This window comes from Paenibacillus sp. P2(2022) (genome assembly GCF_029522175.1).
Lineage (GTDB): Bacteria > Bacillota > Bacilli > Paenibacillales > Paenibacillaceae > Paenibacillus > Paenibacillus polymyxa.
The window spans coordinates 203,037-219,140 of the sequence record NZ_JAKWFI010000005.1 but is presented as its reverse complement, the minus strand read 5'-3'; the positions used below and the strand labels follow the sequence as shown (position 1 = coordinate 219,140).

The 16,104-nt window shown below is 47.9% G+C and carries 16 protein-coding genes; 8 read left to right on the top strand and 8 right to left on the bottom strand.

The features are described from left to right. Position 1: 1 nt before the first annotated feature. Both nagB and nagA read left to right on the top strand, forming a co-directional pair. The gene (gene nagB / locus MMB75_RS17985) at positions 2–730 is read left to right on the top strand and encodes a glucosamine-6-phosphate deaminase (RefSeq protein WP_017427350.1); all 729 of its coding nucleotides are present in this window, start codon (positions 2–4) and stop codon (positions 728–730) included. Then, a complete protein-coding gene (gene nagA / locus MMB75_RS17980) occupies positions 727–1,953 on the top strand; it encodes an N-acetylglucosamine-6-phosphate deacetylase (protein WP_017427349.1) in 1,227 nt (408 codons plus the stop codon). Before nagB ends, nagA begins: the two co-directional genes overlap by 4 nt. 94 nt (positions 1,954–2,047) lie before the next feature. Here nagA and MMB75_RS17975 read toward each other — a convergent pair whose 3' ends face one another. Beyond that, complete coding sequence (locus MMB75_RS17975; RefSeq protein ID WP_017427348.1) at positions 2,048–3,028, bottom strand: YhcN/YlaJ family sporulation lipoprotein; 981 nt, start codon at positions 3,026–3,028, stop codon at positions 2,048–2,050. 194 nt (positions 3,029–3,222) lie between these two features. Between MMB75_RS17975 and MMB75_RS17970 the strand changes: the two genes are divergently transcribed. Beyond that, positions 3,223–4,803, top strand: coding sequence for an esterase/lipase family protein (locus MMB75_RS17970; protein WP_045244860.1), 1,581 nt, complete (start codon positions 3,223–3,225; stop codon positions 4,801–4,803). A gap of 122 nt (positions 4,804–4,925) precedes the next feature. On the opposite strand, the gene MMB75_RS17965 is transcribed toward MMB75_RS17970, so the two are convergent. From MMB75_RS17965 to MMB75_RS17955, 3 genes are all read right to left on the bottom strand, one after another. Beyond that, the gene (locus tag MMB75_RS17965) at positions 4,926–5,591 is read right to left on the bottom strand and encodes a hypothetical protein (RefSeq protein ID WP_045244861.1); all 666 of its coding nucleotides are present in this window, start codon (positions 5,589–5,591) and stop codon (positions 4,926–4,928) included. A gap of 70 nt (positions 5,592–5,661) precedes the next feature. Then, positions 5,662–5,802 (bottom strand): hypothetical protein, encoded by a 141-nt coding sequence (locus MMB75_RS17960; RefSeq protein ID WP_016818488.1) that lies wholly within the window; start codon positions 5,800–5,802, stop codon positions 5,662–5,664. Between the two features lie 23 nt (positions 5,803–5,825). Next, on the bottom strand, positions 5,826–6,188 hold the full coding sequence (locus tag MMB75_RS17955) for a hypothetical protein (protein WP_016818487.1): 363 nt from the start codon (positions 6,186–6,188) through the stop codon (positions 5,826–5,828). Between the two features lie 187 nt (positions 6,189–6,375). Here MMB75_RS17955 and MMB75_RS17950 point away from each other — a divergent pair, with 187 nt between their 5' ends. Next, the gene (locus tag MMB75_RS17950) at positions 6,376–6,579 is read left to right on the top strand and encodes a hypothetical protein (protein ID WP_016818486.1); all 204 of its coding nucleotides are present in this window, start codon (positions 6,376–6,378) and stop codon (positions 6,577–6,579) included. 74 nt (positions 6,580–6,653) lie between these two features. Here the strand turns inward: MMB75_RS17950 and MMB75_RS17945 are convergent, their stop codons facing one another. The 4 genes from MMB75_RS17945 to MMB75_RS17930 are packed head-to-tail and all read right to left on the bottom strand — an operon-like array spanning position 6,654 to position 10,817. Continuing rightward, positions 6,654–7,592 carry a DUF4340 domain-containing protein gene (locus MMB75_RS17945; RefSeq protein WP_045244862.1) on the bottom strand — a complete coding sequence of 313 codons (939 nt, stop codon included), beginning with the start codon at positions 7,590–7,592 and terminating at the stop codon, positions 6,654–6,656. Then, positions 7,589–8,980 (bottom strand): GldG family protein, encoded by a 1,392-nt coding sequence (locus tag MMB75_RS17940; protein WP_045244863.1) that lies wholly within the window; start codon positions 8,978–8,980, stop codon positions 7,589–7,591. The genes MMB75_RS17945 and MMB75_RS17940 overlap by 4 nt, the downstream gene beginning before the upstream one ends. A 5-nt stretch (positions 8,981–8,985) precedes the next feature. Beyond that, positions 8,986–9,708 carry an ABC transporter permease gene (locus MMB75_RS17935; protein ID WP_016818483.1) on the bottom strand — a complete coding sequence of 241 codons (723 nt, stop codon included), beginning with the start codon at positions 9,706–9,708 and terminating at the stop codon, positions 8,986–8,988. Continuing rightward, the gene (locus MMB75_RS17930) at positions 9,705–10,817 is read right to left on the bottom strand and encodes an ABC transporter ATP-binding protein (RefSeq protein WP_230681900.1); all 1,113 of its coding nucleotides are present in this window, start codon (positions 10,815–10,817) and stop codon (positions 9,705–9,707) included. The genes MMB75_RS17935 and MMB75_RS17930 overlap by 4 nt, the downstream gene beginning before the upstream one ends. A gap of 356 nt (positions 10,818–11,173) precedes the next feature. Between MMB75_RS17930 and MMB75_RS17925 the strand changes: the two genes are divergently transcribed. From MMB75_RS17925 to MMB75_RS17910, 4 genes are all read left to right on the top strand, one after another. Beyond that, positions 11,174–12,448, top strand: coding sequence for an NTTRR-F1 domain (locus MMB75_RS17925; protein ID WP_277509483.1), 1,275 nt, complete (start codon positions 11,174–11,176; stop codon positions 12,446–12,448). 192 nt (positions 12,449–12,640) lie between these two features. Continuing rightward, positions 12,641–13,732, top strand: coding sequence for a glycosyltransferase family 2 protein (locus MMB75_RS17920; RefSeq protein ID WP_019688479.1), 1,092 nt, complete (start codon positions 12,641–12,643; stop codon positions 13,730–13,732). 57 nt (positions 13,733–13,789) lie between these two features. Then, positions 13,790–14,884: a tetratricopeptide repeat-containing glycosyltransferase gene (locus tag MMB75_RS17915; protein WP_031462138.1), complete on the top strand. Its 1,095-nt coding sequence runs from the start codon at positions 13,790–13,792 to the stop codon at positions 14,882–14,884. Positions 14,885–14,935: 51 nt separating this feature from the next. Beyond that, a complete protein-coding gene (locus tag MMB75_RS17910) occupies positions 14,936–16,030 on the top strand; it encodes a glycosyltransferase family 4 protein (RefSeq protein ID WP_016820099.1) in 1,095 nt (364 codons plus the stop codon). Positions 16,031–16,104: the final 74 nt, after the last annotated feature.

The window sequence follows — 16,104 nt, the reverse complement described above, 5'->3', positions numbered from 1 at the left end:
GATGAACATTCGCATTTTGAACAGCCGTGAAGACCTGAACGCTACTGCTGCCACTGTGATCGCCAGCTTGCTGCTGTCCAAACCACAAGCTATGCTGGGCTTGGCCACCGGTAGTACGCCGATAGGCATTTACCGACATCTTGCAGATATGTACCGCAAGGGACAGGTGAGCTTTGCACACGCCTATTCCGTCAATCTTGATGAATACGTTGGCCTTACCCCAGAACATCCGCAGAGCTATCGCAGCTTTATGAATGAGCACTTGTTTCAGCATATCGACATTCCCATATCTCATACACGCGTCCCTAACGGGGATGCACTAGATCTCACAGCAGAATGTGCAGCACACGAGCAGGCCATTTTGGATCATGGACCTGTGGATCTCCAATTGCTTGGCATTGGTCATAACGGTCATATCGGCTTTAACGAACCCGGTCACAGCTTGACCGGAGCCACACATGTTGTAGATTTGAAAGAAAGAACGCGCTCAGCGAACGCCCGATTTTTTGGTGATATAGATGCAGTCCCCAGACAAGCAGTGACGATGGGAGTTGGCACCATTCTGAAGGCGAAGCAAATTATGCTGGTGGCCTTTGGCGCAGAGAAGGCCGACATTATAAGGCAGGCTTTAACTGGCCCCGTCACAACGGAGTGTCCGGCTTCCCTGCTGCAATGTCACCCCGATGTGCTTATTTTATTGGATCAGGAAGCAGGAGGATGGTTCAAATGAAGTCAGATGAACTGAACGGTAACATACCGCAGCTATTGTATGGTCAAGTCGTCGTTGGGAAAGACATCATCGACAACGGAGTTGTCATCATTGAGGGGCAATCCATCGTATACATTGGTTCTGAGGAGGATTTGCCCGTGGATTGGACCTCAGTGGTCTTGGGCAATCCGGAAGAAGGTGCCACACAAGCGGCGAATATTGTTCGTCTGGAAGGGGGTTACCTGCTACCAGGCTTTATCGATATTCATGTTCACGGCGGCAACGGTGAGGACTTTATGGACTCAGATTCGAGGGTGCTGGATGTCATCACCTCCTTTCACAGTTCGCAAGGAACGACGGCTATGCTGGCTACCACGATGACCGCGCCCAAGGAACGAATTGATCAGGTATTAAGAGAAGTTCACACATACATGGCACTTCCCATGCCCCATGCTCAGTTGGAGGGGGTGCATCTGGAAGGACCGTTCATTAGTCCGAACTGGGCAGGAGCACAAAACCCGGAACATATCGTGCCTCCGAACCTCGCTTGGGTGGCAGAATGGGAGCAGTGCTATCCGGGCCTTGTTCGCCAGGTCACACTTGCGCCTGAACGAAAAGGCGCCCTTGAGCTCATCACATGGTTGCGTAGCCACGGCATCACCGCGGCGCTCGGTCATACGAATGCTACGTATGAGGAGATTGAACAGGCAGCATCGGCGGGCCTGAACCATGCAGTCCACACCTTTAATGCCATGACTCCGCTGCATCACCGCAAGCCGGGAGCTACGGGAGCTGTACTCGCTGATCCGCGCATTGAAGCAGAGATCATCGCAGATGGCATTCATGTGCATCCTGCCGCCATTTCCCTGCTTGCCAAATTAAAGCAGGACCATAATCTCATCCTCATCACCGATGCCATGTCTGCTACTGGACTGGAAGACGGTCATTATACACTCGGCGATTTGCCAGTGATTGTACAGGACGGTGTCGCACGATTGGAGGATGGCGTCACTTTGGCAGGAAGCACCCTAACGATGATTGAGGGCTTCCGCTATCTCGTTCAACATGTAGGCTTGAGTATTCCCGAGGCATCACAAATGGCCAGCCTGAATCCAGCTCGATCCCTGAACATAGCTGATCGGACAGGTTCACTTGAAGCAGGTAAACAAGCAGATGTCTTGTTGCTGGATGCTGACTTAAATCTGCAAGGGATATGGATTAAAGGAGTTCGCAAATCATTATAGTTATATAATCCCCGCAAAAGAAAGAGCTATTCCATCAGCGTAATTGCCGAGATGGGATAGCTCTTCTTTGGATATTCACATTTAAGGGTTTGAATTAGCGATGATTCATTGGTGCGGGCGTATTATTTTGTGGACGTGTTGGTGTATTTTGCATTGGACGGTTTGTATCTGCCGCCGAAGTCGGGAATACACGTTCAATCACATCCACCATTTCATTGCTCAAGCCTCTGATCGGATGACCATTTTGTACACTGCGTGTAAAGTCAGAGGTTTGTTTAACAAAGTCCGGGTTAGCCGATACATGCACCTGTTCAATGGAAGGAGCAAATTGCTTAATCTTGTTAGCAATACGACTCTTGACTGCATCACTTGGTTCATATGCAGTTCTTGCTCCCTCGATGGTGTTGTTGCCGTTATCTGTGCGATTGTTGTTGTTCGTCAAGCCACGCAACATACCATACGAGCCTGTACCCATTGTTCCGTACAAACCGTCGTCACGACGTGCAGGTGTTCCAATCCCGGTAACTCCATTATCTGTCATTCCAGGCGTTGTAGTACCTGTAGTACGGTTCCCTCTAGTGCCATTCACGCCATTCACACTCGGTACATTTCCGTTACCCCCAATACTATTAGCACTTGGAGTACCGTCAATGCTTGGAGCATTGACACCCGTTCCGTTGGCTTGGTCTTTCAAGGAAACGGCTACATAGGCATGTCGTTCACCGACCAGCACTGTCGCAGACTTTACATCCGGCATCTCGGATATACGTTTGGACAAATTGCGATCGACTTGCAGATTACGGATTGGGTGTCCGGTTCTGTTGCCATTTTCATTCAGTGACATTCCGTCCATACCATTGGATTTTACCCCATAACGATTTACACCGTCCATACGGTTTACACCGTCTAAACCATAACGATTCACACCATCCATATTAGGCGTGCTTTGCGCATTATAGCGGGTAGCGTTCGTACGGACGTTATGATTTGCAGTCCCACATCCTGTCAAAGCAGCCATGCTGGCAAGTAAAGCAGCAGAAATCGTCAAACTGATGACCTTCTTAGTTCCTGGCATGAACTCATCCTCCATACATATAAAATGTGTGACGAGATTAGCATGCGCCATCAATCTTAGGGATATCCTGACTAAAAAATGACTAAAAAAATAAAATTTTAATGTAAATATGAAATACAATTGATGATTTACCACAAGATGGCATGTATAATAAGTTTGAAATACTTAATTTTACAAAAAGGAGGATTTACAGTTTGAAGAAGCTCACCGTTTTGATGCTCATTTTTTTGTTATCCGTCACTCTTATCCCCGCCGGTGCTTTTGCAGGCTCCACTACACCTGAAGCACCGAAAGCTCCCGCCGGAAGCTGGACAGAAGGCCCAGCACCTAATCGCGTTGATCCTGCCAAGCCTGCATTATTGTTTGTACATGGTTTGAACAGTAGCGCCGAAGTGTGGACCAAGAATAATAACGATATGCTTCAGAAAGCCCGTGACGCTGGATACCAGACGGCCAGCATTAATCTGTACGATGCGAATGGCACATCCCAGGATATGTGGGACAATGGCAAGCTTCTAGCCGACAAAATCAAAGTCATTAGTAATCATTTTGGAAAAAAACTCATCATCATCGCCCACAGCAAAGGTGGAGTGGATACTCAAACCGCTCTCGTGTATAACGGAGCAGCTCCTTATGTACAACGTGTCATCACCCTCAGCAGTCCCCATCATGGCTCACAACTTGCAGATCTCGCCTACAGCAGCTGGGCCGGATGGCTGGCAGATATCGTCGGCTCACAAAATCCCGGCACCTCTACTTTACAAACATCTTATATGAAGTATTTCCGAACTAAAACCGATGCACTCAGCAACGCGACTACAATTCCGTTCTTCACGTTTGCTGGTGATAACTGGTCTGGTGGCACTGCTTCCTACATACTGGGTGGACTTTATCTCTCATCCTTCGGCAAAAATGATGGAGTGGTCACAGTCGACAATGCTAAACTTCCCGGCGGACGTGTAGTTAAAGTCGGTTCCTGGGATCATGCCAAGGTTCGTACCGGTTCTTACGTCTTCTCCCTGATCCTACCTTACCTCCAAGCGAACACTCCAGCATTGAATCAGGAAACTGAGGCATTTTCAGCAGCATCTTCCCTGACCGCTTCTGCTGTACAATCCACCTATAACGAGATCGATAATTCATATTTTATTCGAGGTGGCGATTATAATGGAAAAGCCTCCGAAACCCTTACTGTTGAAAATGGTGTCCAATCCATTGATCTGGACTGGATCAGTGATAAACGTGTAAGCCAGCTTGAGCTGACCAAACCTGACGGTACTAGCGAATTGCTTCAAGTGAAAGCAGGTCGTGATGAAGAAATCTTTGCTGGTGCCTGGCATCATAGTGCAGTAGTTACCAATCCCCAACCAGGCATCTATAAGTTGAACGCCGTTATTCCTGATCATGGTGCGTATCTCCTGATTGCACGCTATCATGCCGTTCAAGTCCCTGAGCTTAAATACAATCTAAATGCAGTGGGTCCAAGGCTAAACCTGAAGTCCCAGGATTCCCCGGCCAGCGTCACACAAGTCACTTACCAAGTTCAATACTATGGTGATCCGCAACAAGGAATCACTACAGCGTCCAAAGGTCTGACGTTGCAGCAAAAAACCGTTAACCCTACTGGGCAAATTGAGCTTTCCAAAGCGGACAAGCCGGGCATCTATTCCGTAACGTATGAAATTAACGGTACCACAGCAGCAGGATATCCTTACCGCCGCACAGCAGTTCAATCCATCTATATTGATGCTGACGGTAACAAGTATGTTGACTAAATAAAACTACAATTTAATAAGCCTGCAAACACCTATTATAGTATGGGCGTTCGCAGGCTTATTTATCATTCCAAACATCTTTAATAGAGATAATACGATGTAATCTATGCATTGTGTTCTGTTCAATCCGTTGTCTGATTCTTCAGTTTATTCAGCCAATAGTAGCGATGTAGCTCCATAATAAAATGAAAAAGAACAAATGCAAGCATGGAATAAACACACATCAATACTGTAGCAACGAATTGTTGTGTAGCAAAACCAAGAGAAAGATTGGCTATCAAATAACCAGCCCCGGTAAATGTGGTCATTGTTACTACAGCTTCTCGCTTGTGTTTTTTCTTCACTTTGGGTTCTTTCTTATAAGTTGAAGGATCTTTGAATTTTGCCAGATGATATTTTATATAGCAGTATAAAGCGATTCCATAAGCGGCAAAAGAACTTATAAAATACCATGGAGTATCCAGACCCAACATACCATAAGCAAACTTTTGTGTCATGATCATGAAGCCAATAGAGCATACCAAACCAAATACACCACGGAATAAAACATAATTCAACTGCAATTTGCGTGGCATGATGACCAGTACAAGAGCCCAGATATTAATCACAACAATCAGTGGCATCAGCACATAAACATAAACTGCAATGTAGGGGTCTCCCATTAAGGGAATAGTCAAAAACAGATCAAACAGTAATAAAACAAGAATGATAACATTGGAACGAATACGGTTAACTGGATACAACTTCATATTTTTTTCAAATAAAGCCCTGCTATCACTCATAAACATACAAGCCCTCCGTCACATAAGTTAAACCTACCGATAAGGATAGACAAGACTATATCCAATGTCCACTTTTCTAGATCTCTGTCTTCAGCTCTTGCCGCAATTCTTCAATAAAATCAACCATGATACTTTGAACAGCATCTTCACGGGACATACGTATATACCGACTCGTCCTCTGAATGTCTTCCTCGAACAAATAAAGTATCCTGCTCATGGCCTCCTGGTCCCCACGTTGTGCTAATTTGAGCCATTGGACGAACTCAGCATCCGAAATAACTCTTTGAGCATTTTCTTTTTCCATTTATTCACCGCCTGTTGGGATAGCTTTAACTCTTTTGCAATCTGCGCTTCGGTTTTATCTAGTATGTAAAGGTCAAAGATGATCATTTTTCCGATCTCAGAAGATAGAGAGTTGATAAGCTGTAGTGTGTACATATTAGAGTTTACAGATTCTGCAAAAGATGGGGCGCTGACAGTTTCGTTCTTTTCCATTACAAATTCATGATTGGTTTGTACCCGAGCACGATACTGGATTCTCCAAGCAATGCGGTACAACTTCTTGCGGTATTGTTCAACCAATGTTAGCTGAGATTTCTCCAATATAAATCACCCTTTCTCTTTGGATTTGACTTTTTCTAAATCCTCATATTATAGGGTAATTTGCAATCCTGTTTTACAACCAAAACAGAACACTTGTTCTTATTTATTATACTATTTTTACAATCAGTTGTATATGGTTCTTTTAATTTACCTTCCTTTATATATGGCTAAAAAGGAGGGAAATACATTGCAGATGGATGATGCTCTTTCTCTGGTTACCAACGTAGGCTTTCCGGCTGGACTTTGTTTTATTTTATTGCGGCACATCCTGCACACGATGGAGGAAAAGTTGGATAAGCTGGATCTCTCACTTCATGAGCTGATTCAGGTCATCCAAGATTTAAATGTCAATAACAGCCCTTCTTCCAAAAGCAGCAAGCCTGATGAATAACGCACACAAAAAAGCTCCACGCGGCGATTATTCGCCGTTGGAGCCTCTTTGTTCAGCTATTATAAATGTAATGATTATTGGCTAGCCTTAGCCTGGTCATGACCATTCTGTTCAGCATGGTTCACGTCAGATGCTGACAGGCCATAAGCCCAGTTGCTTTGTGGCGGTACAACCCACACGGTATCTGGATCATCTTTAAGTGTCCAGCCCTGATAAACCAGCTCGGGATCATCCTTTCCCAACGATATGCTCAGCGTAAAGCGGTGAACAGGCTTGTTCAGCTCGGAGGCTTTGCGCAAAGCCTGATTGCTGGCCAGGTTTTTGATTTGCTGTGAGAGGGAAGTCGCCGTGTCACCCGCTACCGACTTTCCGTTTAGCGTCCAAGATGCGGAAGCACTATCCCCAGTTCCACTGTTACCGGAGGATCGGAGCATCCATGAGGCATTCTGGCCTTCCCACTCTATCCCGCTCAGCTTGGTATCATCCCAATCAAACGGCGTTGTGTCTGTAAAATCATCAGCATCCAGCAGCAAACCCGAAAGTGTATCTATAGGTACGGAAGCTATCTCTTTTTGGTCTGATAGTACATAAACAGCGTCTCCGGAAGGCAGCGTATCACCGAAGGCAAAGGTGCGAACGTCACCATTCTTGGTCTTAATCTCAACCTGGTCATGGGTAGCGCTGATTCCATATTTGGCTACGTCTTTGGGAGATGATTCCACGACATCACCCAACTTTACATTTTGAATCGCGGCTAGCCAATTGTCTAATGTATATTGATTTAACGGGTAAGATCGCGGCTTACTCATGCTCCATTTGCCATCATGTTGATCAAGTTCCACCGACTTGCCGTCCTTTCCAGTGATCGCAAAAGACGTAATATCTCCTTGCGTAAGCTGAACGAGCTGGCGAGCGGCCGGAGCTTGTTCACGAAAGAAGTTTTGGCTCTTGGCATAGATTATACCCGCTCCCAATACGACTAACAGCAGCACTGTGGGTATCCATTTTCTCATGCACTTCTTCGCCTCCACCATAATAAGATTCCGACAACCGCAAGCAGCAGCGGCAATCCGACGACAGATATGGCTAATACCGTTTTCGCTTGTGCAGCAGTCAAATAAGCTACCTTAAAATCCTGCTCCTGACGAGGACGAATAGTGAGTCCATCAGAGTGTTCCTGTACATAATTCAGACTATTCAGCACAAAGTCTCGATTCCCTCCTGTGCTAATCTCCGTGTCGCTTAGGAGGGCTGACGTTCCGAGAATAACCGCTTTGGGCTTGCCGTCTTTTCCTTCTACCGCGTAACCGAGATCAAGCGGCCCCTGTGGGTCCTTGTCATCCTTCTGCGTTTCGTTGTTCAGCAGTCCCTGAATATTCGTTTCACCATAGCTAGCTGCAGAAGATTTTAGCAATAGCGTCGTCTTCCAATCCTTCTGTTCTCCTGCCTGCAAAGCAATAGATAGCGAAAGAACAGGATACAGATTAGAGGCCGCCAATTTATCGGTGATCGCATGACTGCCAAAGGTGGGAACCGTCCACAGAGGACCAAGCGTATTCGTCTGTTCCTGATCCACCACGATAGCATGAGTATCTTTCACACCATAATCAGCCGCTAATGCGTCAAGGTTTTCCCAGCTAGACCCCATGTTCGGGTGAAATCCTAACGCCATAAAAAGCTTTCCACCGTCATTCAGATACGTACGAATACTCTTCAGTTCCGTCACGCTAATATCCCGTTCGGGTCCGACAATAGCCAATACAGACGCATCTTTGGGCACACTACCCGCTTGATTGAGCTGAACTTCCTCTGCTTTCACATTATCTTGCGCCAGCGAGCTGCTTAATTCGGTCATTTGGGACAAAGGAATTTCCTCATGCCCTGTCAGAAAAACCACTTTCCCTTGGCGGGTAGACGATAATGCCAGCAGTCCACTAGTCAGCTTTTCTTCCCCGGTAAATTGGTATGCTCCTTCACTACTCCCCTGAGCCTGTGTAAATAGGCTTCCAATATCTATAACCCGCTTCTTCTCTCCCTGCACCAACACGATGGATGCTGCAGTAATCCCATATTGCTTGGCCAGTATCGGTTCCTGATTCAAATCATATTGCTCGACCTTAAGCTTGTTGTTACGCTTGGCATACTCATTCAGCATATCCGTAACATCCCGGTTCAGCTTCTGATTCTGCGAAGTGGAGACAGTAAAGGCAATCAATCGTACGTTTTCCTTCACACCCTGAATGGTCGTTAACGTCTGATCAGACAGCGTATACTGCTTGCCTGCCGTCAGATCCAATTGAAAGCCTCCCAGCGAACGCAGAAATAACGTCAATAAAATAAAAATACCTACAGCAGCAATCGATAGTACCATACTATTGGTATGACCCAGCCATTTTTTCATATTCATTACCTCCACCGTTTCCGTTCAACCACTTGGATACTAAATAGCAAAAAGAGCGCCGCCACCGTCACGTAGTACATCACATCGGCTCCATTCAGCAATCCTTTGGTGAAACTGTCAAACCGTGCGGTTAGTGAAAAAGGTTCCAGCCACTGCTGCAGCGCCGCAGATGCGCCCGTTTGTCCACCAAACGAATCCAGCATCCAGAACACGAGCAAGAGAATAAAACTGACGACCGCGGACATCATCTGATGCTGTGAAAGCGTCGATGCGAATAAGCCGATCGCCATCATGGCTGCGCCAAGCATAAACAGGCCGATCACGGATGTAAATACGAGCGTCCAATCCAGCGACCCATAAAAGGACATCACGACCGGATACGCCAGACTGCACAGCACCAGTATGAGCAACATGCCTAGCGATGCCAAAAATTTACCTATCATGATTTCCGTTACACTCACAGGTGAGGTAAGCAGGAGCTCATCTGTACCTTGCCTGAATTCCTCTGCAACCAGCCGCATCGTGAGTAGGGGGACAACAAACACCAGCATGGACAATGTGTCACCGAGTACCAGCCGATAGTCCAAAATACTAGGCTGATACATCACAAAGTTCGTGTAAAATAGTAACCCCGTCAGCAACATGTACACCGCAAGCGCAAAATACGTCGTTGGGGTCCATAGATAGGCTTGCAGCTCCTTTTGACAAACTGCGAACAAACGCCTCATGACTGTTTACCTCCTGTATCCTTGTCTTCATCGACCTTGTTATCGCTGGCCAAGGCTTCTCCATGATCCACCGTGTTGACCGTTGCTTCATTCTTAGAGGTATGTAGAACATGAACCGCTGGATCGCTGCCCCCACCTTCTTCCGTCTCGCGGGTCGTTAACTGCTGGAAGATGTTTTCCAAGCTTATGTTTTCTTTTTTCATTTCCAAAATCGGAAGCTTCGCATCCGACAGCACAAAAAACAGTTCTTCGCGAAAATCCTCATCAGAAGCTCCTGTAAGCAACAATCCAGTCAAATCCTGCTCTGTGACAGTCAGCTTCGTATTCGCTGAAGGCAGAGTAGGCGCCAAAGATTCAACTTGTACTTTTCCCCAAGCTCGTAGGACATCCATTACCTGCTCACGCTTGCCTTTGACCTCCACCTTCACCTTGAATCCGTCTTCCATCGAACCGCCGAGCGCGTCAGGACGCCCGTCCATGACCAGTTTGCCTTCGTGGATGATCAGAACCCGATTGCACAAAGCATCCACCTCAGGCAAAATATGCGTGCTGAGCAATACCGTATGATTTTCACCAATCTCCTGAATGAGCTGACGAATCTCCAAAATCTGATTGGGGTCCAAACCCGAGGTCGGTTCATCCAGCACCAGTAAATCCGGGTTATGAATAATCGCACCTGCCAGTCCTAAGCGCTGTTTGTACCCTTTGGACAAGCTGCGGACCAATTGTTTTTCACGTCCATTCAGTCCCAGTCGGGAAATCATCTCCGAAATACGCAGCTTCTGCTCTCTCGCAGGCACGTCCCGAATACTAGCTACAAACTTTAAGTAGGATCTTACAGACATATCCCCATACAAAGGAGGCGTCTCCGGCAGATAACCAATTTTGGAACGAGCCTGTCTGCCTTTATCCTGAATCGGGATACCGTCGATCGTAATTACTCCCTCGTTTGGCTGAAGATACCCTGTAATCATACGCATTGTCGTCGTTTTACCCGCACCATTTGGCCCCAGGAAACCAACAATTTCACCGCGCTGCATTTCAAAATCCAATTTATGTACGCCCCGGTTGCCCTCATACCACTTGCTCACCTGTTGTACTTTGAGCACATGTTTCACCCTTTCTTTGTTCGTGATCTTCTCCCTGCTACTCCCCTACCCCAAAATGTTGCATGAGTAGCAGGTAGCAGCGAGCGGAGAATTTGGAGCCGGAAAAGCGCCAGCGCTCGGAAGCTCAAAGCCTTCGCGAAGCGGTCTCCTCGCACTTCATGCTACACTTTTAAATTCTAATGATAATCCCCCACATATAGCTTCAGCTTAACGTCACTTAAATAGAAGCTTAAAATAATGTGTCTAAAATGTGAACATGGAAATACACACCTGCCCTCGTCAACTTGTACGGTTCGCCACGGCGTGGATTCGCATCTACTATCATTACAACGTGTGAAGGGAGTGTATAAAAAGCGATGACCGTATTATTTACCAATCTTGTTAATAACGGCGACTTCGAGACCGGATCTACCCTTTTTTGGAACGCCGCAAATGTAACCGTCACTAACTTATCCGTAAAAAAGACAAACTTTTATAGTGCGATCCTAGCAGGAGGCGCGGTAGATGCATCTCTTTCCCAGGTCGTTTTTGCCACACCAGGCGAAAGTTATACGTTGAGCCTGTCAGCTGCAAAAATAGGAAACTTGATTAATCCTCAAATCAACATTTTTCTGTACTACTATGACGCAACCTTTAGTTTCCTCGGTACTGGGCTAACTACCTATCTGAGCGCAGGCACATTACCTGATGCTGTTAATGGGACATGGCAAACCCTGTATGAAGTAACAGCTCCTGTTCCAGCTAACGCAGCCTTTGCCTTTTTGGTTATTAGCAAAAATGCCTTAGCTAACACCGCTAATGTAGCCATTGATTCCGTTGCCCTTGTTAAAGCAAGTGCAACTGGAGCTGTGGGACCAACCGGACCTGCGGGGCCAACTGGTGCTACAGGCGCTAGCGGCGATGCAGGTGCTACGGGGCCTGCGGGCGCTACCGGACCTACAGGTGCTACGGGCGACGTTGGCGCTACTGGACCTGCCGGACCTACGGGTGCTACGGGCGACGTTGGCGCTACCGGACCTGCCGGACCTACGGGTGCCACAGGCGACGTTGGCGCTACGGGGCCTGCCGGACCTACAGGTGCTACGGGCGACGTTGGCGCTACGGGACCTGCTGGACCTACAGGTGCTACGGGCGACGTTGGCGCTACGGGGCCTGCCGGACCTACGGGTGCCACGGGCGACATTGGCGCTACGGGGCCTGCCGGACCTACGGGTGCCACGGGCGACATTGGCGCTACGGGGCCTGCCGGACCTACAGGTGCTACGGGCGACATTGGCGCTACGGGGCCTGCCGGACCTACAGGTGCCACAGGCGACACAGGCGCTACGGGGCCTGCCGGACCTACGGGTGCCACAGGCGACGTTGGCGCTACCGGACCTGCCGGACCTACGGGTGCCACGGGCGACGTTGGTGCTACGGGGCCTGCCGGACCTATCGGACCTATCGGGCCTATTGGCGACACTGGACCTGTCGGACCTACGGGCGACACGGGACCGATTGGACCAACTGGACCGACCGGGCCATTTGGTCTTGGCTTTACCGGTCCAATTGGACCGACTGGACCTACAGGACCTATCGGACCTACGGGGCCAACTGGTCCTACTGGACCCACTGGGCCGACCGGACTCTAATCTTCTATTATTACCACATCATGGACTTAAACGACGTATCATATCCTACCGCCAAAGCCTCTTAGCAAGTTATGGCTTTGCCATCCTTGCCCTGCCGCAATTGCGGCAGGGCTTCTATAATCAGGTCTCTATTAATTCCAATTTTAGGTTTGACCTGAATCCTTAAATGGTTCCCAAAGGAGTGATACTCAATTGATCAGTATCAGCCTGTGCATGATCGTCAAAAATGACCAACATACCATTGGTCCTTGCCTTGAATCGGTCCATCATATTGTAGATGAAATCAACATCGTGGACACAGGTTCACAGGATCGGACCATTGACATATGTCGCAGCTTTACAGATCGGATTTTTCCGTTTGAATGGGTAGATCATTTTGCCCTTGCACGTAACTATTCATTTGAGCAAGCTACGCAGGAGTACATTCTCTGGCTGGATGCCGATGACATTTTGAAGGAGCAGGATGCTATCAAGCTGCTTGAGCTAAAGCATACTCTTGATTCCTCAGCTATATCAACCGTAGATGCAGTGTCCATGAAGTATCATTATGCCTTCGATGATCATGGCAATGTCACCCTGCATTTTCGTCGGAATCGCTTGGTCAGACGGTCGGCCGGATTCCGTTGGCATGGAGCCGTGCATGAGTATCTCGCCGTAGACGGAAATATTCTACATGCGGATATTGCCATAACTCACACCAGAACACATACCCATACCCCGGGCCGAAATCTGCGAATTTATGAGAAGCAGCTCGCCCAAGGCCATGACTTCTCTCCCCGCGACCGCTACTATTACGCTAACGAGCTTAGAGACAATGGAAGATATGAGCAGGCCGTGCAGGCTTACCGAGACTTTCTAAACACCGAACAAGGCTGGGTAGAGGACGCAATTAGTGCATGTGGCAAAATGGCTGACTGTCTGCAACAACTCGGCAAGCTGGAGGAAAGTATTACCGCGGCTCTCCGTAGCCTGACCTTCGATACGCCTAGAGCGGAGCTTTGTTGTCGGATGGGTCATTATTTTTTGCATAAAAATGAGATTCCCAAAGCCGTTTACTGGTACGACATGGCTACCACTCTGAATCCTCCTAACACGCTAGGCCCGGTACAAGACGCATACCAAACATGGTTTCCTCATATCCAGCTATGCATTTGCCATTTTCGGCTAAAAGACTATACACGTGCGAACTGGCACAATGAGCAAGCAGCCACGTACGTTCCCAATGACCCGCATGTCCAGCATAATCGACAATATTTCAGCTCAATCCTGAACCCTTCCCAATAGAGATGCCTCCCATAGCCAGCCATCATTCTTTAAGTCAATCAAAGGAGGAGCAAACCAATGCAACCACAGAAACGGTACAAGATAGCGGTCTATGCCATCAGCAAAAATGAAGCCCGATTCGCCAAGCGCTGGATGAACTCCATGCGGGAAGCTGATGTTGTCATTGTAGCCGACACCGGTTCTACAGACGACACCGTTGCTCTACTGCGCGAGGCGGGTGCAGAGGTACATCCTATTCAGGTAGTCCCTTGGCGTTTTGACAAGGCTCGCAATGAGTCCCTGCGGCTGGTCCCTGATGATGTAGATATTTGTGTCTGTACAGATCTGGATGAAGTCTGGGAGGAGGGATGGCGGTCGCGCCTGGAAGGCAACTGGAAGGATGGAACGACTCGAATGCTGTATGCCTTTACACATGGACAGCCTGGAAGGAATACCGCTTATACATGGTTCTGGAAAGAAAAAATACACACTCGTCATGGCTACCACTGGGTACGCCCGGTTCATGAAGTGCTTGAATATATCGGGGAAGGCGAAGAACACAGCATCCGATCGTGCCAGCTCCGCTTGTATCATGATCCCGATCCGCACAAGTCACGCAGCCAATACCTTCCACTGCTAGAGCAGTCTGTACGTGAATTTCCCGAAGATGATCGCAATATGCATTACTTGGGGCGAGAATATATGTATCATGCCCGTTGGGACGAATGCATCACTACACTGCAACAACATCTTGCCATGCCACAGGCGCGCTGGGCCGATGAACGCAGCGCTTCGATGCGTTTTATCGCTAGAGCATATAAGGCAACTGAACAATGGCATGAGGCTGCACGTTGGTTATACCGTGCTATTGCGGAAGCGCCCTATTTACGTGAACCTTACACGGAAATGGCTCAACTTGCCTATCATACACGGAACTGGCCCGCCGTCTATCATATGGTCGAAGAAGCGCTGCGCATTTCGACACGACCAGATACGTATATGCAAGAGGATTTTTGCTGGGATGCTACTTTGTATGATCTTGGAGCCCTCGCTTGCTATGAGTTGGGCCTAATACACAAAGCCTGTGAATTTGCGAAAGAAGCAACAGAACGCTCTCCGGAAGATTCTCGCCTTCGCCATAATTATGCGCTAATTCAATCCAGGCTTCCATAGAAACCCACACCCCGTCCTGTAGGTTGAATAACTTGGTATAAGAACTTGTGGTTGGCAAAGGAGGTTATTGAGATCAAAGTTCTATTTACTTTTTATATACCCAGCGGTGGCGTGGAAACCTTGAACCGCCAACGCTGTAAAGCGCTCATTCAGGACGGGATTGAATGTCATCTTCTCTATTATCAGCAGGGTACAGGGATGCAAAACCTGCAAGGCGATATTCCGGTGTTCATGACTTCCTCTGAAGAAGAAATTCGAAAACTGGTGGAGACTCATCGCTACGATGCAATTATCGTCTCTTCGGACTATCCTATGCTCCCTAGACTGCGAATGTTGGGCTATCAAGGGATATTAATCTATGAATCACAAGGCTTTGGCACTCACGAAGAAGCTGCTTGGGTTGTTGCAGATGCATCTCCGTATCTTCAAAATTATGCTGACGCGGTGCTCCTCCCCGATACAACTCACCTCGTGCAGCTATTTTCCAGCATGTGTCCATGGCTTGATCGTTATGTATTCCCAAACGTATTGGATACTAGCGTATTTAATTATGTACCTAACACTCCCCCGGTTAATCCGGTCATTGCATGGGTTGGGCGGCTTGAGCCCAATAAGAATTGGCGGCATTTTATAGACATATCTTACTGGATGCTGCAAAATCGTGCCGATCTTCGGATTTGGATGTTCTATGATGACACCTTGTCGCAGACGGAGGATAAAATACAATTCGAGAACATGCTTGCTCAGCTTGGCATGTCCACGATCATTGAGCGTTTTAAAAGCGTGCCTCATGCGAAAATGCCTTTGTATTATTCCATGATTGGCGACTCGGGTGGGTATCTGCTCTCGACTTCACTGGTGGAGGGATTCGGTTACGCGGTAGCTGAGGCCATGGCCTGTCGTTGCCCGGTCTTAAGCTCTGATTCAGACGGAGTACGAGCATTCATTGACCATAACGAAACCGGCAAGTTTTATCAGCAGGGAGACATTTTACAGGCGGTACTGCAAGGACTAGACCTTATGAACAACGTCCCTCATCGCGAATCTATCCGCCAGAAGGGGCGTACACGGATCGTTAACCTGTTGGCGCCAGATAAATATGTGCGCTCCTTCCGGCAGATGATGAGCTCGTTGGGTGTACGGTAACCTGCTATTGTAGTACATGCCGCAAAAGTCTGTTTCATGATCCAAAAAAGCTGACGACAACCCTATTTTTACAC